This is a genomic window from Gluconacetobacter sacchari, assembly GCF_014174255.1.
GTDB lineage: Bacteria > Pseudomonadota > Alphaproteobacteria > Acetobacterales > Acetobacteraceae > Gluconacetobacter > Gluconacetobacter sacchari.
The window spans coordinates 106,236-127,564 of sequence record NZ_JABEQJ010000013.1 but is presented as its reverse complement, the minus strand read 5'-3'; the positions used below and the strand labels follow the sequence as shown (position 1 = coordinate 127,564).

The 21,329-nt window shown below is 66.3% G+C and carries 19 protein-coding genes; 8 read left to right on the top strand and 11 right to left on the bottom strand.

Going from position 1 to position 21,329, the window contains the following annotated elements; translation table 11 throughout:
* The first annotated feature begins 1 nt into the window (after position 1).
* The 3 genes from HLH48_RS11550 to eat are packed head-to-tail and all read left to right on the top strand — an operon-like array spanning position 2 to position 3,490.
* Complete coding sequence (locus HLH48_RS11550; protein ID WP_182997676.1) at positions 2-1,384, top strand: ethanolamine ammonia-lyase subunit EutB; 1,383 nt, start codon at positions 2-4, stop codon at positions 1,382-1,384.
* A complete protein-coding gene (gene eutC / locus HLH48_RS11545) occupies positions 1,371-2,129 on the top strand; it encodes an ethanolamine ammonia-lyase subunit EutC (protein WP_182997652.1) in 759 nt (252 codons plus the stop codon). The genes HLH48_RS11550 and eutC overlap by 14 nt, the downstream gene beginning before the upstream one ends.
* Positions 2,126-3,490, top strand: a complete 1,365-nt coding sequence (gene eat, locus HLH48_RS11540) for an ethanolamine permease (RefSeq protein ID WP_182997651.1) — start codon at positions 2,126-2,128, stop codon at positions 3,488-3,490. The genes eutC and eat overlap by 4 nt, the downstream gene beginning before the upstream one ends.
* A 56-nt stretch (positions 3,491-3,546) precedes the next feature.
* On the opposite strand, the gene HLH48_RS23780 is transcribed toward eat, so the two are convergent.
* The 7 genes from HLH48_RS23780 to HLH48_RS11510 form a co-directional block, all read right to left on the bottom strand.
* On the bottom strand, positions 3,547-3,798 hold the full coding sequence (locus HLH48_RS23780; RefSeq protein WP_373320264.1) for a GFA family protein: 252 nt from the start codon (positions 3,796-3,798) through the stop codon (positions 3,547-3,549).
* Positions 3,695-3,934, bottom strand: a complete 240-nt coding sequence (locus HLH48_RS23920) for a GFA family protein (RefSeq protein ID WP_456305410.1) — start codon at positions 3,932-3,934, stop codon at positions 3,695-3,697. Before HLH48_RS23920 ends, HLH48_RS23780 begins: the two co-directional genes overlap by 104 nt.
* Positions 3,871-5,133 carry a UDP-N-acetylglucosamine 1-carboxyvinyltransferase gene (gene murA, locus HLH48_RS11530; protein ID WP_182997650.1) on the bottom strand — a complete coding sequence of 421 codons (1,263 nt, stop codon included), beginning with the start codon at positions 5,131-5,133 and terminating at the stop codon, positions 3,871-3,873. Before murA ends, HLH48_RS23920 begins: the two co-directional genes overlap by 64 nt.
* Positions 5,134-5,143: 10 nt before the next feature.
* Complete coding sequence (gene dcd, locus HLH48_RS11525; RefSeq protein ID WP_182997649.1) at positions 5,144-5,698, bottom strand: dCTP deaminase; 555 nt, start codon at positions 5,696-5,698, stop codon at positions 5,144-5,146.
* 83 nt (positions 5,699-5,781) lie between these two features.
* Positions 5,782-5,979, bottom strand: a complete 198-nt coding sequence (locus HLH48_RS11520; protein WP_182997648.1) for a hypothetical protein — start codon at positions 5,977-5,979, stop codon at positions 5,782-5,784.
* Positions 5,980-6,004: 25 nt separating this feature from the next.
* The gene (locus HLH48_RS11515; protein ID WP_182997647.1) at positions 6,005-6,250 is read right to left on the bottom strand and encodes a hypothetical protein; all 246 of its coding nucleotides are present in this window, start codon (positions 6,248-6,250) and stop codon (positions 6,005-6,007) included.
* Complete coding sequence (locus HLH48_RS11510; protein WP_182997646.1) at positions 6,240-7,505, bottom strand: glycosyltransferase family 4 protein; 1,266 nt, start codon at positions 7,503-7,505, stop codon at positions 6,240-6,242. The genes HLH48_RS11515 and HLH48_RS11510 overlap by 11 nt, the downstream gene beginning before the upstream one ends.
* A 416-nt stretch (positions 7,506-7,921) precedes the next feature.
* Here HLH48_RS11510 and HLH48_RS11505 point away from each other — a divergent pair, with 416 nt between their 5' ends.
* The 5 genes from HLH48_RS11505 to HLH48_RS11485 all read left to right on the top strand — a co-directional run bounded on the left by HLH48_RS11505 (position 7,922) and on the right by HLH48_RS11485 (position 17,795).
* Complete coding sequence (locus tag HLH48_RS11505; protein WP_182997645.1) at positions 7,922-8,824, top strand: glycosyltransferase family 9 protein; 903 nt, start codon at positions 7,922-7,924, stop codon at positions 8,822-8,824.
* A gap of 41 nt (positions 8,825-8,865) precedes the next feature.
* The gene (thrS, locus tag HLH48_RS11500; RefSeq protein ID WP_182997644.1) at positions 8,866-10,812 is read left to right on the top strand and encodes a threonine--tRNA ligase; all 1,947 of its coding nucleotides are present in this window, start codon (positions 8,866-8,868) and stop codon (positions 10,810-10,812) included.
* A 213-nt stretch (positions 10,813-11,025) separates the two neighbouring features.
* A complete protein-coding gene (gene infC, locus HLH48_RS11495; protein WP_182997643.1) occupies positions 11,026-11,547 on the top strand; it encodes a translation initiation factor IF-3 in 522 nt (173 codons plus the stop codon).
* A gap of 530 nt (positions 11,548-12,077) precedes the next feature.
* Complete coding sequence (locus HLH48_RS11490; RefSeq protein WP_182997642.1) at positions 12,078-14,681, top strand: TonB-dependent receptor; 2,604 nt, start codon at positions 12,078-12,080, stop codon at positions 14,679-14,681.
* An 843-nt stretch (positions 14,682-15,524) separates the two neighbouring features.
* A complete protein-coding gene (locus HLH48_RS11485; protein WP_246387262.1) occupies positions 15,525-17,795 on the top strand; it encodes a TonB-dependent receptor in 2,271 nt (756 codons plus the stop codon).
* 92 nt (positions 17,796-17,887) lie between these two features.
* On the opposite strand, the gene HLH48_RS11480 is transcribed toward HLH48_RS11485, so the two are convergent.
* From HLH48_RS11480 to HLH48_RS11465, 4 genes are read right to left on the bottom strand one after another with little or no spacing between them, the layout of a single operon-like run.
* Positions 17,888-18,634 carry an SIMPL domain-containing protein gene (locus HLH48_RS11480; RefSeq protein ID WP_182997640.1) on the bottom strand — a complete coding sequence of 249 codons (747 nt, stop codon included), beginning with the start codon at positions 18,632-18,634 and terminating at the stop codon, positions 17,888-17,890.
* Complete coding sequence (locus HLH48_RS11475) at positions 18,631-18,960, bottom strand: hypothetical protein (RefSeq protein WP_246387257.1); 330 nt, start codon at positions 18,958-18,960, stop codon at positions 18,631-18,633. Before HLH48_RS11475 ends, HLH48_RS11480 begins: the two co-directional genes overlap by 4 nt.
* 20 nt (positions 18,961-18,980) lie before the next feature.
* A complete protein-coding gene (locus tag HLH48_RS11470; protein ID WP_182997639.1) occupies positions 18,981-20,543 on the bottom strand; it encodes a HAMP domain-containing sensor histidine kinase in 1,563 nt (520 codons plus the stop codon).
* A gap of 21 nt (positions 20,544-20,564) precedes the next feature.
* Positions 20,565-21,245: a winged helix-turn-helix domain-containing protein gene (locus HLH48_RS11465; protein ID WP_182997638.1), complete on the bottom strand. Its 681-nt coding sequence runs from the start codon at positions 21,243-21,245 to the stop codon at positions 20,565-20,567.
* Between the last annotated feature and the right edge of the window lie 84 nt (positions 21,246-21,329).

Below are 21,329 nucleotides of genomic sequence, written 5' to 3'. Positions count from 1 at the left end.
TATGGTGTTCCATGCGACCCTCCAGGGCGAACGGTATCGGTTCGACGACCTGCGCGCCCTGCTTGCCAAGGCGTCGCCCCTGCGGTCGGGCGACGAACTGACGGGCGTGGCGGCGGCCGATCCGGTCGAGCGGGTGGCGGCGCGGGAGGCGCTGGCGAACGTGCCGCTGCGGGCCTTCCTGCGCGAAACGGTCGTTCCGTATGAGCTGTGCGACGTCACGCGCCTGATCGCCGAGCGGCATGATGCCGCGTCCTTCGCGCCGATCGCGCATATGACGGTCGGGCAATGGCGCGACTGGCTGCTGGGCTACGAGGCCGACGAGGCCGCGCTGGCGGCGGTCGCGCGGGGCCTGACGCCGGAAATGGTGTCGGCGGTCAGCAAGCTGATGCGCAACCAGGATCTGATCGCGGTCGCCCGCAAGGCGCGCGTCGTGACCGCCTTCCGCAACACGCAGGGGCTGCGGGGGCGGCTGGGGTCGCGCCTCCAGCCCAATCATCCGACCGACGATGCGCGCGGCATCGCCGCCGCGTTGCTGGATGGGCTGCTGCTGGGCGCGGGCGACGCGGTGCTGGGCATCAACCCGGCGACCGACTCCATCGAGGCCGGCATGGTGCTGGTGCGGATGCTCGACGACGTTCGCCAGCGCTACGACATCCCGGCGCAAAGCTGCGTCCTGACCCATATCACCAATACGCTGGCGATGATCGAGCGGGGGGCGCCGGTCGACCTGGTGTTCCAGTCGATCGCCGGCACCCAGCGCGCCAATGAGAGTTTTGGCGTGTCGCTGGCGCTGCTGGACGAGGCGCACCAGGCGGCGCGGAGCCTGCGACGCGGCAGCGTGGGCGACAACGTGATGTATTTCGAGACCGGGCAGGGGGCCGCGATTTCGGCCGACGCGCATTTCGGGGTGGACCAGCAGACGCTGGAAGTGCGCGCCTATGCCGTGGCGCGGGAATACGCGCCGCTGCTGGTCAATACGGTCGTGGGCTTCATCGGCCCCGAATATCTCTATGACGGCAAGCAGATCATCCGGGCTGGCCTGGAGGATCATTTCTGTGGCAAACTGATGGGCCTGCCGATGGGCTGCGACGTCTGCTACACCAACCATGCGGAAGTCGACCAGGACGACAGCGACGACCTGATGATGCTGCTGGCGGCGGCGGGCGTGAACTTCCTGATCGCCGTGCCGGGAGGCGATGACGTGATGCTGAACTACCAGAGCCTCTCCTACCACGACATCTTGACCGTCCGCTCGGTCTATGGCGTCGCGCCGGCCCCCGAATTCGAACAGTGGCTGGAACGGATGGCCCTGCTGGACGGCAGGCGCCGCCTGAACGCCAACGTGCCGCTGGCGCTGCCCGGATTCATGGATGCCCGTGACTGAGGCGCGCGCGCCCGATCTTGCCCGCGACCCGTGGGCCACACTGCGCGGCCTGACGCATGCCCGCATCGGCCTCGGTCGGGCCGGCGACGCGCTGGCGGGGGCGGATGTGCGCGCGTTGCAGGCGGCGCATGCCCAGGCCCGCCGGGCCGTCCATGCCACGCTCGATCCGGCCCGCCTCGCGCTCGGCGCGCCATTTATCGCGGTGCGGAGCCGCGCGCCGGATCGCGGCGTGTTCGTGCGCCGGCCGGATCTGGGCCGTCGGCTGGCCGCGCCGGACGCGGAGCGCCTGCCCTGTGCGCCGTGCGACGTCCTGTTCGTCATCGCCGACGGGCTTTCGGCGCTGGCGGCGGCGCGGCAGGCGCCCGGCGTGCTGGAGGCGGCGCGCGCGGCCCTGCCGGGCTGGTCCATCGGGCCCGTCATCGTCGCGCATAATGCGCGGGTCGCGCTGGGAGACGAGATCGGGGAGCGGATCGGCGCGCGCTGCGTCGTCATGATGATCGGCGAGCGGCCGGGCCTGAGCGCCGCCGACAGTCTCAGCCTCTATCTGACGTGGGACCCGAAGGTCGGCCGCATGGATTCCGAACGCAACTGCATCTCGAACATCCATGCCCATGGCGGCATGGACCATGACGAGGCCGCCTTTCGCCTCGGATGGCTGCTGCGCGGCGCTCGTGCGCTGGGCCGCAGCGGCATTTCCCTCAAGGATGACAGCATGTCCGCCCGACTGCCGCCCGCCGCGCCATGACCCGCGAAGCAGACGCGCTGCCCCGTCATCTGGGCATCGTCCATCTGTGGGCCATCGCGGTGGGGCTCGTCATCTCGGGCGAATATTTCGGCTGGAGCTATGGCTGGGCCAGTGCCGGCACGCTCGGCTTCCTGGTGGCGACCCTCGCCGTCGCGCTGATGTACCTGTCGCTGATCTTCTCCTATACCGAACTGACGACCGCCATGCCGCGCGCGGGCGGCCCCTTCGTCTATGTGACCGCCGCGTTCGGGCGGCGGGCGGAGCTGGTCGCGGGCATCGCCTCGGTCATGGAATTCGTCTTCGCGCCGCCGGCCATCGCGCTGGCGATCGGGGCGTATCTGCATGTGCAATATCCCTTTCTGTCGCCGACCATGGCCGCCGCGGGCGCGTTCTGCGCGTTCATGGCGCTGAATATCGCGGGCGTGCATCTGGCCGCGCGGTTCGAACTGTTCGTGACGGTGGCGGCGATTATCGAACTTCTGGTCTTCATGGCCGTCGTCTGGCCCGGATTTTCGCTGGCGCGCTTCACCGACGGCGGCTGGGCGGGCAGCGGGCACCTGTCGGTCGCGGCCTTCGGCGGCATCGCGCAGTCCGTGCCGTTCGCCATCTGGTTCTTCCTGGCCATCGAGGGCGTGGCGCTGACGGCGGAGGAAGCGCGCGACCCGCATCGCACCCTGCCGCTGGCCTATGTCGCGTCGATCTTCACGCTGGTCGCGCTGGCGCTAGGCGTCATGGTCCTGGCCGGCGGGGTGGGCGACTGGCGCGCGCTGGCCGACCGCAACGACCCGCTGCCGCAGGCCATGCGCATCGTCGTCGGGCCGCACAGCGGATATGTGCATATGCTGGTCTGGCTCGGCCTGTTCGGGCTGGTCGCCTCGCTGCACGGCATCATCATGGGCTATTCGCGGCAGATCTATGCCCTGGCCCGCGACGGCGGCCTGCCGCGCCTGCTCGCCCGTCGCCACCCCCGGCTCGGCACGCCGTGGGTGGCGACCCTGGCGGGCGGCGCGATCGGCATCGTCGCCATTCTGTGCGACGATTTCGCCAGTTTCGGTGGCCAGTCTTTGACGGCCTCGCTGGTGACGCTATCCGTATTCGGCGCGCTGATCGTCTATGTGCTGACCATGGCCAGCCTGTTCAGGCTGCGCCGGCGCGATGGCAGCGCGCATCTGGTGTGGAAAGTGCCGGGATTTCCCTATGTGCCCGCTTTCGCCCTGCTGGCGGCATGCGGGGCGCTGGTCCTGATGGGCGTGTTTCACCCGGTCGCGCTGGGAGTCGCCGTGGCATTCGTGGGGGGCGTCATTGCGCTGCCGGCCGGGGGTGAGGGTTCTTTTTTGCAAAAAAGAACCAAAAAACTCTGATTCTGTCGGGGGGTTTTCCTGGTGCGCGGGGGAGCGGACCCCGCCATTGCTCCAGCTTATCCGTTACGGGAGCGCGGGTAGCGTGTGAGAGTCTCCGTGTTCCAGTCCCAGTCGAGAGCGTCGTCCGTCCAGACGTGGAAGCTGGGCGGAACGAGGCGCGGATTATCCAGGCTCACGGTCATGATGTCCAATTCGCCGGGCGCGTCATTCCGGCGATAGGTCAGGGGTGACCCGCATCGGCCGCAGAAACTCCGGATGACACCGGGTGAAGAGCTGTACTCGACCGGCGCGCCGGCAGGTTTCGCAATGGCAGATACCGCTGCTGGTCGGCTCGCCCTCGGCGATATAGCGTACAGCGCGACAAAGGCATCCGCCTTCCATCATTCCCGCACCCGCTCGATCTGCGCCCCGCATTGCGCCAGCTTGCGCTCCACGGCCTCGTATCCGCGGTCCAGATGATAGACCCGGCTCAGGATCGTCTCGCCATGCGCGGCCAGTCCGGCCAGGATGAGCGAGAACGAGGCCCGCAGGTCGGTCGCCATCACGGGGGCGCCCGAGAGCGAATGCACGCCGCGAATGATGGCCGATGAGCCGTGGACGTTGATGCGCGCGCCCATGCGGTTCAGTTCCGGGACATGCATGAAGCGGTTTTCGAAGATCGTTTCGGTGACCATCGAGGCCCCTTCCGCGACCGACAGCAGGGCCATGAACTGGGCCTGCATGTCGGTGGGGAAGCCGGGATAGGGCTCGGTCATGATGTCCACGCCGCGCAGGGCCCCGGTGCGGCGGACGCGCAGGGCGTCGTCCTCCTGGAACACTTCCACGCCGGCTTCCTCCAGCGTGCGGACCACCGCGCCCAGATGGTCGACCCGGCCGCCGAGCAGGCGCAGCTCGCCGCCGGTGATGGCGGCGGCGCAGGCATAGGTGCCGCATTCGATCCGGTCGGGCATCACGCGATGGGTGGTGCCGTGCAGGGCCTCGACCCCCTCGATCGTCAGCGTGCCGGAGCCCGAGCCGGTGATGCGCGCGCCCATGCCGTTGAGGCAGGCGACGAGGTCGGCGATTTCCGGCTCGCGCGCCGCGTTGATGATCTCGGTCCGCCCGCGCGCCAGGCAGGCGGCCATCAGCAGGTTCTCGGTGGCGCCGACCGAGGCGAAGGGCAGGACGATGCGATCACCCACCAGCCCGCGCGGGGCGCGGGCGTTGATATAGCCGCCTTCCAGCGCGATTTCGGCGCCCAGCGCCTCCAGCCCCTTCAGGTGCATGTCCACCGGGCGGGTGCCGATGGCGCAGCCGCCGGGCAGCGACACGCGGGCCTCGCCGCAGCGGGCCAGCAGCGGGCCCAGCACCAGGATCGAGGCGCGCATCTGCGACACGATGTCGTACGGGGCGACGGTGTTGGTGATGGTGCCGCCGACGGCCAGCGTGCCGCCGTCGCCCTCCACGTCCTCGACCGTCACGCCGTGCTGTTCCAGCAGGCGGCGCATGGTCGTGATGTCGGCGATGCGCGGCACGTTGCGCAGCACCAGCCGCTCCGAGGTCAGCAGGCCGGCGACCAGCAGCTTCAGCGCCGCGTTCTTGGCGCCGCCGATGACGATGTCGCCGCGCAGCCGGTGGCCGCCGTGAATGATGAAACGATCCATGACGGGTCTCCTACATGCGGGGGGTGGCGACGCCGCGCTGGCCCATATACTTGCCGGCGCGGTCGGCGTAGCTGACCTCGCAGGGGGAGGCACCCTGGAAGAACAGGAACTGGCAGATGCCCTCGTTGGCGTAGATGCGCGCCGGGAGCGGGGTGGTGTTGCTGATCTCGATCGTCACCTGGCCTTCCCATTCCGGTTCCAGCGGGGTCACGTTCACGATGATGCCGCAGCGGGCGTAGGTCGATTTGCCCAGGCAGACCACCAGCGTATCGCGCGGAATGCGGAAATATTCGATCGTGTGCGCCAGGGCGAAGCTGTTGGGCGGGATGATGCAGGTCGGCCCCGTACGCGTGACGAAGCTGTTGGACGCGAAATCCTTGGGGTCGACCAGGGCGTTGTCGACATCGGTGAAGATCTTGAATTCCTCGGCCACCCGGGCGTCGTAGCCGTAGGACGACAGGCCGTAGGAAATCACGCCCTCGCGCTTCTGCTGTTCCACGAAGGGTTCGATCATCCCGCCCTCCTGGGCCATGCGTCGAATCCAGCTATCGGGCATAATGGGCATATGGGGTCCCTTGCGTCGCGTGGAGGGGCGAGTCGCCTCCCGTATCCGCCCAGACCACTAGCGAAGGCCGGGCCCGACCGCAATCAACTCGCGCCGTTTGTCGTGCCCGGGGCGGGCGCGGGCGCCGTTTCGCCGGCGGCGGTCTCGGCGCGGGCGCGGGATTGCTGTTTGCGGCGGCGCAGATTCGCCCGCAGGGCCGCGGCCTCGCGCGCCAGGCGCGCCTGCCGCGCGATCTCGGCCTTTTCGACCTTGGTCTGGGGAGGGGAAGGGTCGGTGGTCATGACAGGGGTTCCGTCGACTGAAGGATCAGCGGCCGCGGCGGCGCGTGGCCCACAACAGGACCAGCGAGGCCGCCATCAGCAGCGCGCCGGCGATATCCAGCCCCAGGATGGGCCAGCCCCGGCCCAGGAGCGGCCAGTGCCATTGCGACTGTCCGACTTCCAGCAGGATGCTGGCGCCGAAGCAGAACAGGGCGGCACTCTGGGCCCATGACACCAGGCGCGGCGTGGGGGGCCTGCGCGCGGGCGCGGCGCGGAAGGGGTCATTGGCCATGGGTCTGTACGCTCGCTTCCTGTCGGTCGGTGGGGGCATGGGAGGGGTCGTCGGCGGGCTGGGCCGTCTGCCAGGCGAACCAGTCGGCCAGGCTGGAGCCCAGGATTTCATCATAGACCGCCAGGGTCGCGTGCTGCATCGCTTCGGTCGTATAATGGGCCAGGACATGGGCGCGGGCGGCGGCTCCCAGGGTGGCGGCCTGTTCCGGCGTCAGGCGCAGCATGGTGCCGATTGCCGTTGCCAGCGCGTCGGCGTCGCCCGGCGGCACCAGAAGGCCCGTTTCTCCGTCCATCACGGTTTCCATCGCCGCGCCATGGGCGGCGACCACGACGGGGCGCCCCATCGCCTGGGCTTCGACCACCACGCGGCCGAACGGTTCGGGCTCCAGCGAGGGCACGACCACGACGTCCGCCATGGCCAGCGCCGCCGGCATGTCCGTGCAGTGGCCGGCGAAGAAGACCCGCCCGCGCAGGGCAGGACGGGCCTGCACCATCTGTTTCAGGCTGTCGCCGAACCGGTCGCGCCGGCGGCCCGGCCCGACGAAGACGCAGACGAAGGGACGGTCGCATCCGCCGTCGGCGCCCAGGCGGGTCAGGGCCTCCAGCAGCAGGGTCTGGCCTTTCCACCGGGTGAGCCGGCCCGGCAGCATGATGACCGCCGCGCCCTCGGGCAGGCCCCATTGCTCGGCCAGCGCCTGGATGCGCGGGCCGCGCACGGCGGCGGGGTCGAAACGCGTGGTGTCGGCGCCGCGCGGGATCACGCGCAGCCGGTCGGGCCCCACCCGATAGTCGCGGGCCAGGCGCCGCGCGATGAAGGCGCTGATGGCGATCACCCGCCGGCCCGACGCCATGACGGCGTTGTAGCGGCGCTTGCCCGGGACGGTCTCGCGATAGACGCCGTGCCAGGTGGTGACCAGCGGCACGCCCGCCAGCCGGCAGGCCAGCGCCGCCGACCAGCCCGGGGCGCGCGAGCGCGCATGGACCAGATGCACGCCGCGCGCGCGGATCACCCGCGCCAGCCGCCGCGCGTTCAGCAGGATCGAAACCGGGTTCTTGGACCGCAGGTCCAGCGGGACGTGCTGGCCGCCGGCATGGCCCAGGCGCGGCAGCATGCGCCCCCCGGCGCAGGCCGCCAGCGCCACGCCCCCGGCCCGCGTGATCGCCTGGGCCATGTCGATCGTGCCCTGTTCGATTCCGCCGGCGTCGAGCGCGGGCAGAACCTGAAGAATGACAGGGCGGGCGGCAGGCATGTCCATAGGGCCCGTCTAGCATGAAAGGGCCGTCCGCGCATCGGCCGCTCGGCACCGCTTCCGTGCGATTATCACGATCGCGTGAAATGTGATCGTGTAACATGGACAGGCATGTCATCTGTGCTATGAGGATGGCCAAGGGGCCGAAGCGCCTCCAAGAAGATAGAAGAACAAGAAGAACCAAGAAGAAGCGGAAACCTTCATGAAGAAGGGCGTGCGTTCGCTGCCGTCCCTTTTCCCGGTGCTGCCCCGATTGTGACCGACATGTCTCGGCGCAGGGGGCGGTGCCGGGCTATCCGTCGTTCCCGGTGCTCTTTCATCCCCCCGTTCTTCCGTCCTGGCAGTCCCTGCCGATGGGATGCCGCGCGGTGTTGTTCGCATCCGGGATGTTCTGGCGGGATGTTCTGGATTAATCAGGGGGCATGACCCGCGTTCTCGTGATCAAGCTTGGGGCACTGGGCGACCTCGTCCTGGCCTTCGCGCCCTTCGCGGCGATCCGCGCGCATCATCCCGATGCCGACATCACCCTGATGACCACCGCCCCGTTCGCGCCGCTGATGCGGGCCGCCCCGTGGTTCGACCATGTGGTGGTGGATTCGCGGCCCGCATGGCGGGACCTGCGCGGTCTGGCGCGGCTGCGCCGGCTGATGGGCGGGTTCGACGCGGTGTACGATCTCCAGACCTCCGGCCGGTCGTCGCGCTATTTCCGGCTGGCCGGACGGCCGCGCTGGTCGGGGATCGCGGCCGGGGCCTGCTGGCCGCATGACAACCCGCAGCGCGATTTCATGCATACCCGCGCCCGCCAGCGCGACCAGTTGCGCCGCGCCGGGATCGACCATGTGCCCGACCCCGACCTGTCCTGGCTCGCCGGGGGTGGGCCGGTGCTGGCGGCGCCCTATGCCCTGCTGGTGCCGGGTGCCGCCCCGCACCGGCCGGCCAAGCGCTGGCCCGCCGAGCGGTTCGGCGCCCTGGCCCGCCTGCTGGCGGCGCGGGGCGTGACGCCGGTCATCGTCGGCACGGCGGGCGAGGCCGGCCTGGCGGCGATCATCCGCGCCGCCTGCCCCGGGGCGATGGACCTGACGGGCCGCACCAGCCTGGGTGAACTGGCGGGACTGGCGGCCCGCGCGGCGCTGGCGGTGGGCAACGATACGGGACCGATGCACCTGGCCGCCGCCATGGGGTGCCCCAGCACGGTGCTGTTCTCGCGCGACAGCGAGCCGGCCCGCACCGCGCCGCAGGGCCGTGCGCCGGGGCAGGTGCGGGTGCTGCGGGCCGACGATCTGGCCTTTCTGAGTGTGGAGAGGGTTGCGGCCTCGGTCGCCTGACGCCATTACAGGCTCTTCCTGTTTATCGGAGCATCGCCATCATGCCTGCCATCACCCTGCCTGACGGATCCGTTCGCCATTTCGATGGGCCGGTGACGGGGACGACGGTGGCGACGGCGATCGGGCCGGGGCTGGCCCGCGCCGCCCTGGCGATGGTGGTCGACGGGGTGGAGATGGACCTGTCGCGCGAGATCGCGGACGATGCGTCGGTGCGCTTCATCACCCGCAAGGACGCGGCGGCGCTGGAACTGATCCGCCATGACGCCGCCCATGTGCTGGCCGAGGCGGTGCAGTCGCTATGGCCGGGCACCCAGGTCACGATCGGACCGTCGATCGAGAACGGCTTCTATTACGATTTCTATCGCAACGAGCCCTTCTCGCCCGAGGATTTTCCGGCCATCGAGGCCCGGATGCGCGAGATCGTGGCGGCCAACGCCCCCTTCGCGCGTGAGGTGTGGCCCCGCGACGAGGCGATCCGCTTCTTCGAGAACAGGGGCGAGCGCTTCAAGGCCGAGCTGATCCGCGACCTGCCGGAGAGCGCGCCGATCTCGATCTATCGCCAGGGCGAGTGGCTGGACCTGTGCCGTGGCCCGCATATGCGCGGCACCGGCGACATCGGCACCGCCTTCAAGCTGATGAAGGTGGCCGGGGCCTACTGGCGCGGCGACCACCGCAACCCGATGCTGACCCGCATCTACGGCACCGCCTGGCGCGACCAGAAGGAGCTGGACGCCTATCTGGTGCAGTTGGAGGAGGCCGAGCGCCGCGACCATCGCCGCATCGGCCGCGAGATGGACTTGTTCCATATCCAGGAAGAAGCCGTGGGCCAGGTGTTCTGGCACGCCAAGGGCTGGCGGCTCTATACCGTGTTGCAGGACTATATGCGCCGCGCCCAGGTGCGGGGCGGCTACGAGGAAGTGCGCACCCCGCAGCTCGTCGACCGTTCGCTGTGGGAGGCCTCGGGCCACTGGGACAAATATCGCGAGCACATGTTCGTCGCGACGGTCGAGGACGAGGACAAGACCCTCGCGCTGAAGCCGATGAACTGCCCGTGCCATGTGCAGATCTTCCGCCACGGCTTGCGCTCCTACCGCGAGCTGCCGCTGCGCATGGCGGAATTCGGGGGGTGCCACCGCTACGAGCCCTCGGGGGCGCTGCACGGCATCATGCGCGTGCGGGGGTTCACGCAGGATGACGGGCACATCTTCTGCACCGAGGACCAGGTCGCGGCCGAGATCGCGCGCTTCGTGCCGATGCTGGCCGAAGTCTATGCCGACCTGGGCTTCGACAGTTTCCGCGTGAAGTTCGCCGACCGGCCGGAGCAGCGCGCCGGCAGCGACGAGAGCTGGGACAAGGCCGAGGCGGCGCTGGTCGAGGCGTGCCGCCTGGCCGGGGTGGAGTACGAGCACAATCCGGGCGAGGGCGCGTTCTATGGCCCGAAGCTGGAATTCGTGCTGCGCGACGCCATCGGCCGCGACTGGCAATGCGGCACGATGCAGGTCGATTACGTGCTGCCCGAGCGGCTGGACGCCAGCTATATCGGCGAGGACAGCGCCCGCCATCGCCCGGTGATGCTGCACCGGGCCATCCTGGGCTCGTTCGAGCGGTTCCTCGGCATCCTGATCGAGCAATATGCCGGCCGGTTCCCGCTGTGGCTGGCGCCGGTGCAGGTGGTGGTGGCCTCGATCGTCACCGACGCCGCGCCCTATGCCGAGCAGGTGGCGGCCGAACTGCGCGAGGCCGGCCTGACGGTCGAGACCGACACCCGCAGCGACAAGATCAACGCCAAGGTGCGCGAGCACAGCCTGGCCCGCGTGCCGGTGATCCTGGTGGTGGGCCGCAAGGAGGCCGAGGACGGCACGGTCGCGATGCGCCGGCTGGGCGGCGCGGCGCAGGAGATCCTGTCGCTGGACGCGGCGGTGGACGGTCTGGTGCAGGAAGCCCTGCCGCCGGACCTGCGGCGCGCGGCGCAGATTCGCGAGGGATAAGGACGTCTTACGCAGGGCTGGCCCGGGTTGCCTGCTGGCGGCGCATGGCTGAATCGAACCGCCATGCGACGAGAATGCTTGATCTGGGCGGGTGGTTTGCGTCAGAAACGGCAGGCTCGGGAAAAACCCCTCGTACCCCTGTCCCGGCGGGGCGGGTGACGGGGTGTCCGGGCGCGAAGACAAATACAGGAGCCGACCATAGCCAGACCCCCGATGCCCACTCCGCCTAACCGCGAGGGCCCCCGTGTCAATGAGGAAATCCGCGTTCCCCAGGTGCGTCTGATCGATGCCGATGGGGAAATGCTGGGTGTGATGGCCACGCGGGACGCGCTGGGCCGTGCCTATGCCGTCGGCCTCGACCTGCTGGAAATCAGCCCGAACGCCGAACCGCCGGTCGCCAAGATCCTCGACTACGGCAAGTTCAAGTACGAGCAGCAGAAAAAGCGGAACGAGGCCCGAAAGAAGCAGAAGGTCATCGAGATCAAAGAGGTCAAGGTCCGGCCGAATATCGACGAGAACGACTATCAGGTGAAGATGCGCGCCATGAAGTCGTTCATCGGCGAGGGCGACAAGGTCAAGGTGACGCTGCGATTCCGCGGGCGCGAAATGGCTCACCAGGATCTGGGCATCAAGGTGCTGGAACGCATCCGGACCGAAATGGACGAGCAGGCGAAGGTCGAGCAGATGCCCAAGCTCGAAAACCGTCAGATGATCATGGTGCTCTCGCCCCGCTGATCGTCCGGCCTTCCTTGGTAATCGGGGAAACCCCGCCGCGTGCGCGGCGGGGTTTTTTTTGTGCGCCGAAGGCGCGTGTAACCACACTGTTGCAAAGATGCCAAGGTCGGCGATTTGTTGTGCGATCGGTCAGGAAGTGCGTTGACAAGAACGGGATGCGCCGGACAGATTGCGCCTGCCTTGCAGCATAGGAATGGCTGGGCTGAAAAAAAGCCGACGCTGCCTTTGTGGCGCAATATCGTTACTTGATCGTTCCATATGGCTATGGCGCGTGATGGGCCGTCGATAATGGGCCGTTCAGGCCCGATAGAGGTCTCCACCATTTCTCTAATGGTGGTGCGTTTTATTTTGTCTGTATAGATATTTATTTCAATTTATGTATGTTGCCGAATATTTTTTTGGAAAATTGAGTGAATTTCGTAATGAATGGATGGAAAGTGAAGGAAATTTCATTATAGGATGAACCTGTAACAAACTGACCGCGCGGACAGCATTTGACGCTTTCGTCACGCGGGCGAGGGGGGGATTCCATGCGTTTTCGTTCGATTTGTGCTGCCTTGTGTTGTTCGACGATTCTGACGTCTCACGCGCTGGCCCAGGCGACGGCGCCGGCGGTGCCCGTTGCGCCCGGCGCCGCTGGATCGGTCCAGGGGCAGGGCACCGGGAACCAGGGGCAGGACCAGACGCAGGCCGAGCCGTCCATGCTGGGGGCCACGGCACCGACCGACGTCCGTAACGAAGACGTGGATATCGTCGGCCATACCTATTCCGACGGCGTGAATCGTCAGGCCCTGGGGGGCGGCCTGATGGTGAAGGAAGACGCGCCGAAATCGGTATCGACGATCACGCGCGACTATATCGAAAAGCAGGCGCCCGGCCTGAACCCCATGCAGTTGATCCAGCTTCTGCCGGGCGTGAACACCTCGGACAGCGATCCGCTGGGCCTGACGGGTGGCAACATGACCGTGCGCGGCATGACCCAGGCGCAGATAAGCTTCACCCTCGAAGGCTTTCCCATCAACGATATCGGCAGTTTCCAGGTATATCCGCAGGAGATCGTGGATTCCGAGAATTTGCGCACCGTCCATCTGGAGCAGGGGTCGGCCGACCTGGACAGCCCGTCGATCAACGCCACGGGCGGGGCGGTGAACATGTACATGATCGACCCCAAGAAGAGGTTCGGCGGCAGGACGGACTTTACCTATGGGTCCTATGGCGCCACCCGGGGCTTTCTGCGCATCGATACCGGCCTGATCGGCAATACCAATATGCGCGCCTATTTCTCGTTCTCGGATGCGGAGCAGGATATGTGGCGCGGCCCGGGCCATTCCAGCCGCAAGCATGCCGAAATGAAGGTGGTGAATGACTGGGGGCAGGGCAACCGCATCTCGCTGGCCATCGTCGGCAATACGGGTGTCAGCAGCGCTTTCCCCACCGTCAACATGTCCAGTTGGAAGAAATACGGCATCGGCGTCATGGGTGGCCCGATCGCGACCAGCAAGGACGCGAACGGCGCCACGGTTTCGAATACCGTCTATGCGTCGCAATGGACGGGGACGAACCTGCCGACCGTCTACAAGTCGCCCCAGGACACCGTCACGGCCGCGAACTATAATTACTACAAGCTGAACCAGAATCCGTTCACCAACATCTATGCCAGCGCACCCTCGACTTTTACGCTGACCAATCACCTTGTGCTGACCGAGACCCCATATTTCTGGTACGGCGACGGTGGCCGTGGCAGCGCCTATTCGGAAAATCTGGCAAGCCAGCAATATGGATCGCATAAGGTAACCGGATCGATCGGCGGCTATACCAGTTCCAGCGCCAAGGGGGCCGCCAACGATATCCTGCTATATGGTCCGACGATCACGGAAACCTATCGTCCGGGCAGCGTGACCAAGGTGACGCTGACGAATGGCGTGAACCGGCTGATGATCGGCTACTGGTTCGAATATTCGAAGCAGATGATGACCAGCCCCTATGGCATGATCGCGCCGGACGGCAGCCCGGTGGATGTGTGGGGTGGCGGCCCGCATCTGGTGCTGTCCAACGGGATGACCGCCCAGTATCGCGATTCGGTGACCCAGACGACGATCCATGTTCCGTTCATCGGCGATACGCTGTCGCTGTTTCATAACCGCCTGACGATCGATGCGGGGCTGAAATACGCGATCGTTTCGCGGCGTGGAAAGAACAACCTGCCGGATACCTCGACCGGCCCGTATATCACGCAGCATTGGGCCACGGCGCTGCCGACGGCGGCCTTCCGCTTCAAGGTCAACAACGAGAACCAGCTCTTCGCGTCGGTGTCGACCAACTTCCGCGAGCCGGCCAATTACGGCCTGTATGACGCCGGCACCTATTACAGCAACGGCGGCTACAGCACGCATGGTTCCAGCACGGTGAGGCCGGAAATCTCGATTTCCGAGGAATTCGGCTGGCGCTACCAGGGGCCGCTCGTGGCGTCCTCGCTGAGCTATTTCCACTACAACTTCACCAACCGCCTGTATTCGCAGACCACGGTGGATCCGGAGAATCCGGCCAACTACTGGACGACGAACCTGAACGCGGGTGGCGCGCACAGCAACGGCGTGGATTTCGAAATCGGCACGCGGCCGCTCTATAATATCCGCCCCTACTTCTCGGCCGAATATCTCGACGCGCGGACCGACAGCAACCTCGTGGATACGGCAACCATAAAAGTCGGAACCAAGACCTACACGACGTCGGGCGCCGCCGCGACGAAGGGCAAGGTCGCCCCGCAGGCGCCGAAATATCAGTTCGGGTTCGGGCTGGATTACGATAACGGCCATGAATATGGCAGCTTCAACCTCAAATACGTTGCCCGGCAATATTCGACCTTCATCAACGACCAGTCCATTCCGGGCTATGTCAGGATGAACATCTCGGTCGGCTATCGCTTCCGCGACTGGGGCTTCTTCAAGAGCCCGCATATCCAGTTGAACCTGCAGAATATCTCGGACAACCGGTATCTGGGCTCGGTGTCCAGCCCGCGGGTTACCGCCCTTGGCACCACGGCGACCAATGGGGCCAAGATCACACCGGCCGCGCCGACCTATACGATCGCCTCGCCCTTCGCTGCGCTTGCGTCGATCAGCACGGGGTTCTGACGTCAAAGGGCGGGCGGGACGACCGCCTGCTCAACAAGAACGCCCGGACCGTTGTCCGGGCTGGGACTGCTGACAAACCCCGCCGCCGTGGCGGGGTTTGTTTTTGCGGTATTCCGCGCGCCGCGGCGGTTCGATGCAGGACCACCTGCGAGACATGCCGGGGGACGGTCTTCCGGGGACTGGCGGGACCGGATCGGCCGTGTCCCATCGCGCGAGCAGTGGGGGTTTTTCACCCGCGAACGGCACGCCCCGAACTGTTGCAAAGATATCAAAGGTCGGCGCTTTGTTGTGCGATCGGTCAGGAAGTGCGTTGACAAGGGCAGGATGAGCCGGGCAGATGACGTCTGCCATTGCGCCGCAAGCATGGCTGGGATGAAGAAACCTCGACTCTATCATCGCGCTGCAATATCGTTACTTAAGCGTTCCATATGGATATGGAACGCGGATGGACCGCCCATCGGGACGGTCCGGACCCATGGGAGGATCCGCCATTTCTGAAATGGCGGAGTGCTTTTTCGTGCGCAGTGCAAAATTTTATTGTGATTTATTGTGAACGTTGAATATGTTTTTGAACATTTTATGAAATCCATAATAAGCACGTGAAAAGTGGAGAGAGTTTTATTATAGGGTCGGTCTGCAACAGACTGACCGGGCAGACAGCTTTTGGGGCGATTTTGCTCGGGAGAGGGGTAACATATGCGTTTTCGTTCGATATGGGCGGCCTTGTGTTGTTCGACGATTCTGACATCCCATGCGATGGCTCAGACGGCGACGGCACCGGCGGCACCCGCCGCAGTTCAGGTGCCGGATCAGGCCGCGCGTCAGGGCGATAACGCTCCGTCGATGATGGGGGCGACGGCGCCGACGGACACGCGTTCCGAAGTGCTGGAAGTGCATGGCCAGCGTCATACCGCGGTCGGTGGCGGCATGATGGTCCATGAAGACGCGGCGAAGTCCCGTTCGACCGTCACCTCCGAATTCATCGAGAAGCAGACGCCGGGCCTGAACCCGATGCAGTTGATCCAGTATCTGCCGGGCGTGAACACGTCGTCGGTCGATCCGCTGGGTATCAACGGCGGCCAGATGACGATGCGCGGCCTGAACCAGACCCAGATCGGCTTTACGCTCGAAGGGTTTCCGATCAACGATATCGGAAACTACGCCGTCTACCCGCAGGAAATCGTCGATTCCGAAAACCTGCGCATGATCAATGTCGAGCAGGGTTCGGCCGATCTCGACAGCCCGCATATCAGCGCGACGGGTGGCGCGGTCGACATGTATCTGATCGACCCGACCGATCGCTTCGGTGCCCATCTGGACGGCACGTACGGCAATTACGATTCCAAGCGGATCTTCGCGCGCGTCAATACGGGCCTGATCGGACGGAGCCACCTCAAGGGCTTCATGTCCTTCTCGTACGCCGACGAGCATTCGTGGCGCGGCCCCGGCAACCAGACCAAGTTCCACGGCGAGACCAAATGGGTGAATGCCTGGGGTGACGGCAATGTCATTTCGTTCTCGCTGATCGGCAACCAGAGCGAAAGCATCCTGTTCCCGACCAGCACGCTCGCGACCTGGAAATCGCTCGGGATTCACAACACCTACAGCGACACATGGAATCCGAAGAGCCCAAGCGGCAACTATTACAAGCTGCATCGCAACCCGTTCACCAACATTTACGCCTCGGCGCCGTCCACCTTCACGCTGACGGACAATCTGACGCTGACGGAAACGCCCTATTTCTGGTACGGCAACGGCAATGGCGGCGGCGCGTATAACGAAAGCCTCAAGAGCCAGCAATACGGAGCGCAGTCGCTTTCGGCGTCCATCGGGCCCTATAACGCGTCCAACACCTCGTCGCTGCTGCTCTATAACCCGTCCAATACGCAGACCTACCGCCCCGGCTCGGTCACGAAGCTCAGCCTGCATACGGGCATCAATCGCCTGACGGTCGGCTACTGGTTCGAATATTCCAAGCAGATCCAGACCGGACCGTACAGCCTGGTCAACATGGAAACCGGCGCGCCGCTCAACGAGTACGGCGGTGGCCCGAACCTGGTCCTGTCCAATGGCATCACGGCGCAATATCGCGACTGGATGACGCAGACGCGCGTCAATACCCTGTTTATCGACGATTCGCTGTCGCTGCTGAACAACCGGCTGACGCTGGAAGGCGGTCTGAAATACACGTTCATCAATCGCCAGGGACATAATTTCCTGCCGGATACGTCGACCGGCCCCTACGTCAACGGATCGTGGCAGGAGCCGCTGCCCGCCGTTTCGATCCGCTACAAGATCAACAACGAAAACCAGCTTTTTGCTTCTTCCACGACGAATTTCCGCATTCCGCAGAACACGTCCCTGTTTGATTCAGGCGCCTACAAGAAAGGCCAGGGGTACGCCACCAAGGCCAACCTGAACGTCAAGCCGGAGATTTCGATTTCGGAAGAATTCGGGTGGCGCTACCAGGGGCCGCTGGTCAGCAGCACGATCACGTATTTCCACTATAATTTCACCAATCGCCTCTACAGCCAGACGGTGATCGATCCGACCGGCTATACCTATTCGCGCAGCATCAACGGGGGCGGGTCACACGCCGACGGTGTCGATTTCGAAATCGGGACGCGGCCGATCCTCTACCATCTGCGCCCCTATTTCTCGGCCGAATATGTCAATGCGCGGACGGACAGCAACGTCGGCGCAGGCAACGGCGACTATGTGTTCAGCAAGGGCAAGTTCGCGCCCCAGACGCCGAAATATCAGTTCGGCTTCCATCTCGATTATGACGATGGTCATCTCTTCGCGGGTTATGGACTGAAATATGTCGCGAAGCAGTATTCGACCTTCATCAACGATCAGTCTATCCCGGATTATCTGACGATGGACGTGAATGCGGGGTATCGCTTCAAGGATATCGGGCCGATGAAGGCGCCGACCCTGCGGCTGAACCTGCAAAACATCACGAACAGGCATTATCTCGGCTTCGTCAACGGTACCAATGCCAATGGTCTCTCGACCATCGGCGTGCATGGCACGAGGATTGCCGGCGGCAGCACCTCCTATACGATTGCGGCGCCCTTCTTCGTCGGCGGCACGGCAAGCGTCGATTTCTAAGGTCGTTTCCGCCACCCAGGCGGAACGATGCCGCGACAAAAAAAGCCCGGACAGACGTCCGGGCTTTTTTCATGGTCGCGCCGCTGGAACGATTAGCGGGAGAGGACGAAGGTGGCCGAGGCGGAGGCCGAGACGTCCTGCTGTTCGGCCGGGGCGCCGGGCGCCACGGGGGCCGAGGCGGCGCGGGCCATCATCATCATCGGCATCGGGCGCGGGCCACCACGGTCGGACAGCGTGATCGAGCGGATCGAGGTGATCTTCAGCCCGAGCACCTTCGCCGCAGCGTCGGCCCGTTGCCGTGCGTCGGTCAGCGCGGCGGCTTCGGCCCGCCGGGTCAGGCTCTGGCGCAGGTCGTCCGACAGCGACCAGTCGAGGCTGCTCAGCGCCAGCCCCTTCGCCTGGAGCTGCCCCACCAGGGCCAGCAGCGCGGCGCCATCGGCCCCCGTCAGGCGGACGGTCTGCCGGGCGGTCCAGGCCGGGCCCTTGCCGCCTTCGTTCGGCTGGGTCGAGTAATCCTCGGTCACCGTCGTCAGCCCGCCGGCCGCCTTGGCGGCGTCGATGGCCGTATTGGCCAGGGCGTTGACGCGGGCCTGTGCCGCCGCCGCACTGGCGGCGCCGGCTTCGGCGAACAGGGTCGCCGTCAGCCGGTCGGGCGCGGCATGGACGGTGCCGGTGCCCGAGAGTGTCAGCTCGGTGCCGGAGGGGCCATGGCGGGGCAGCATTTCCGGCATGCCGGGCTCCGGCTCAGGTGGCATCTCCTGCGCGGAGGCGGCGAGGGGCAGGAGAATGGCGGCTGCCAGGGCACCAGCCCGCAGCGCATGACGGCGGAACTCGGTCATGAATGCGTGTCTTCCTTCAAGGCCATCAGGGCTCGGCGCAGTTGAACGATGCCCGAGCGCACCTTGCCTTCATGGCACAGATGCGTGCCCTGGGCACGCAAATCATCGACTTCGTGCCGCAGGGGCGGCCCGTAGGCATCGATGACGGCGGCCAACTGGTTGCAGAAGGCCCGGCTGTCGCTGGTGACGATCACGGGATGGTTCGGGTCGGCCGCTTCATGGCCGGCCGCCGCCAGCGGGCTGTCCATGTCCGGCGGCGGCGCCATGCCGCCCAGGTACAGGCCCATGACCGCCAGTGCCGTGATCGCGAGGGGCTGTGAATGCATGGATTGGAGCCTAATGGTCGTCATGTATCACCCCCATGGGGCGATCGTGAAGTCTCCGTTACCCTCGCCGGCCTTCGGCCGGGGGCGGCGGCCCGCCGGAGCGGACGGCCGGACCGGGGGACTGCTTCGCGCGGCACCGGCATCACCATGCGGACCGCCAGCCCCGGCTGGCGCGGATACAGGCGCAGCGTGCCGCCATGCAACTGGACGATCGCCTGGACCAGCGACAGGCCCAGCCCGGCGCCGGGGGTGTTGCGCGCGGCCTCGGCGCGGAAGAAGCGTTCCGACGCCCGGGCCAGGTCGGCCTCGTTCATGCCGATCCCTTCGTCGGTGACCGCGATCGAGACCACGTCGTGCGTCGGCATGCCCGGGGCCAGCCCCGGCAGCGCCGGCCCCAGAGCGCCGGCCAGGGTCACGGTGCCGCCCGGGGGCGAGAATTTGATGGCGTTGTCCAGCAGGTTGGCCACCGCCTGCTGCATCATCGCCCGGTCGCCGTAAAAGGGCAGGTCGGGCGGCAGGCGCAGCACCAGATGGATCTGGCGCTCCTCGGCCACGGCCTCGTACAGGTCGCCGATATCGGTCAGCAGCGGCACCAGGTCGAACGGCGCGAAGGCCGAGCGGCGGGACCCGGCCTCGATCTGCGCGATGCGCAGCAGGGCCTCGAACACCGCGGTCACGTTGTCCAGGTCGCCCACCGCGCGTTCGACCGCCGCGCGCAGCTCGGCGGTGTCGCGGGCATGCAGGGCGGCGTCTTCAAGCTGGGTGCGGGCACGGGTGATCGGCGTGCGCAGGTCGTGGGCGATGGCGTTGGACACCTGGCGCACCCCGTCCATCAGGCGCACGATGCGGTCCAGCATCTCGTTGATCGCCTCGGCCACCTGATCCAGTTCGTCGCCATTGCCGACCAGGGGCATGCGGCGCGACATGTCGCCATGCGCGATGGCCTGCGTGGTCTGGGCCACCGACTTGATCATGCGGCGGAACATGCTGTGGACCAGCGCGGCGCCGCAGATCGCCAGCAGCGTGACCATCATCCATGCCCAGAGCAGCGAATCCGTCAGCAGCCGACGCAGCACCGCGCGCGCGCGCACATCGCGCCCCACCAGCAGGCGAAAGCCGCCGGGCAGCGTGAAGGCGTGGATCTGCGCCGTGTCGCGCATGCCGGCGCGCGTGACGTCCAGCCTGTACCACCGGTCGGTCCGGACCACCCGCGCCGGCCATTCCGACAGGTTGCCGGCCAGCCGGTGGCCGGTCGGGTCGACCATCAGGTAGATCGCGTCGTCGTCCAGATTCTGTTCCAGCCGGTCGTCGATCGTCAGGGCCAGCGTCGGCAGCCCGCCCTCGGCCCAGCGCTGGCTCAGCGCCCGGGCGTCGGCATTGATCGCGGTTTCCACCTGCCGTTCCAGGAACCCGATCGTGCCCCACCAGATGAAGGACATGAACAGGATCGACGACAGGGCGAACAGCAGGCCATAGCCCAGCGAGAAGCGCAGGCCGGCCGAACGCGGAAGGCGGAAACGCCGCCGCGGCCGTTCCGCTGAACCCTGGGCCGGGTCCGGGGGTGTCGGCGGTGCGGGAGACATGGCCAGTTCGCGCGTTCCGCCCTAATCCGCCCGCAGCATGTAGCCGGCATTGCGGATCGTGTGGATCAGCGGGGTGTCGAAGGGCTTGTCCACCTTCTGCCGGAGGCGCGAGACATGGACGTCGATGACGTTGGTCTGCGGATCGAAATGATAGTCCCACACGCCTTCCAGCAGCATGGTGCGGGTCACGACCTGGCCGGCATGGCGCATCAGATATTCCAGCAGCCTGAATTCGCGCGGTTGCAGGTCGATCCGCTGGCCGCCGCGCCGCACGCTGCGCGACAGCAGGTCGATCTCCAGGTCCGCCACCGCGAGGCGCGTCTGCGGCGCGTTCTCGCTGCGGCCGCGACGCGACAGCGCCTCGACCCGCGCCAGCAATTCGCTGAAGGCGAACGGCTTGGTCACGTAGTCGTCGCCGCCCGCCTTCAGGCCCTGGACCCGGTCGTCGACATCGGCCAGGGCCGACAGCAGCAGCACCGGCGTGGTATTGTTCTGCGCGCGAATGGTCTCCAGCAGCCGCAGCCCGTCGATGCCGCCCGGCAGCATGCGGTCCAGGATGATCAGGTCGAAATTCTCGCTGACGGCCAGAAACAGCCCGTCCTTGCCGTTATCGACCGGTTCGACCAGATGCCCCGCCTCGCGCAGGCCCTTGGCGACGAAATTGCGTACGGTCGGATCATCCTCGACGACCAGGATATGCATGTCGGTCCCGCTCCGCTCTGGCTTCGCATCGGCACGGTCGAAGCATGCTTCTCCGCACCAATCCATGACCTTACCCGGCCTGCG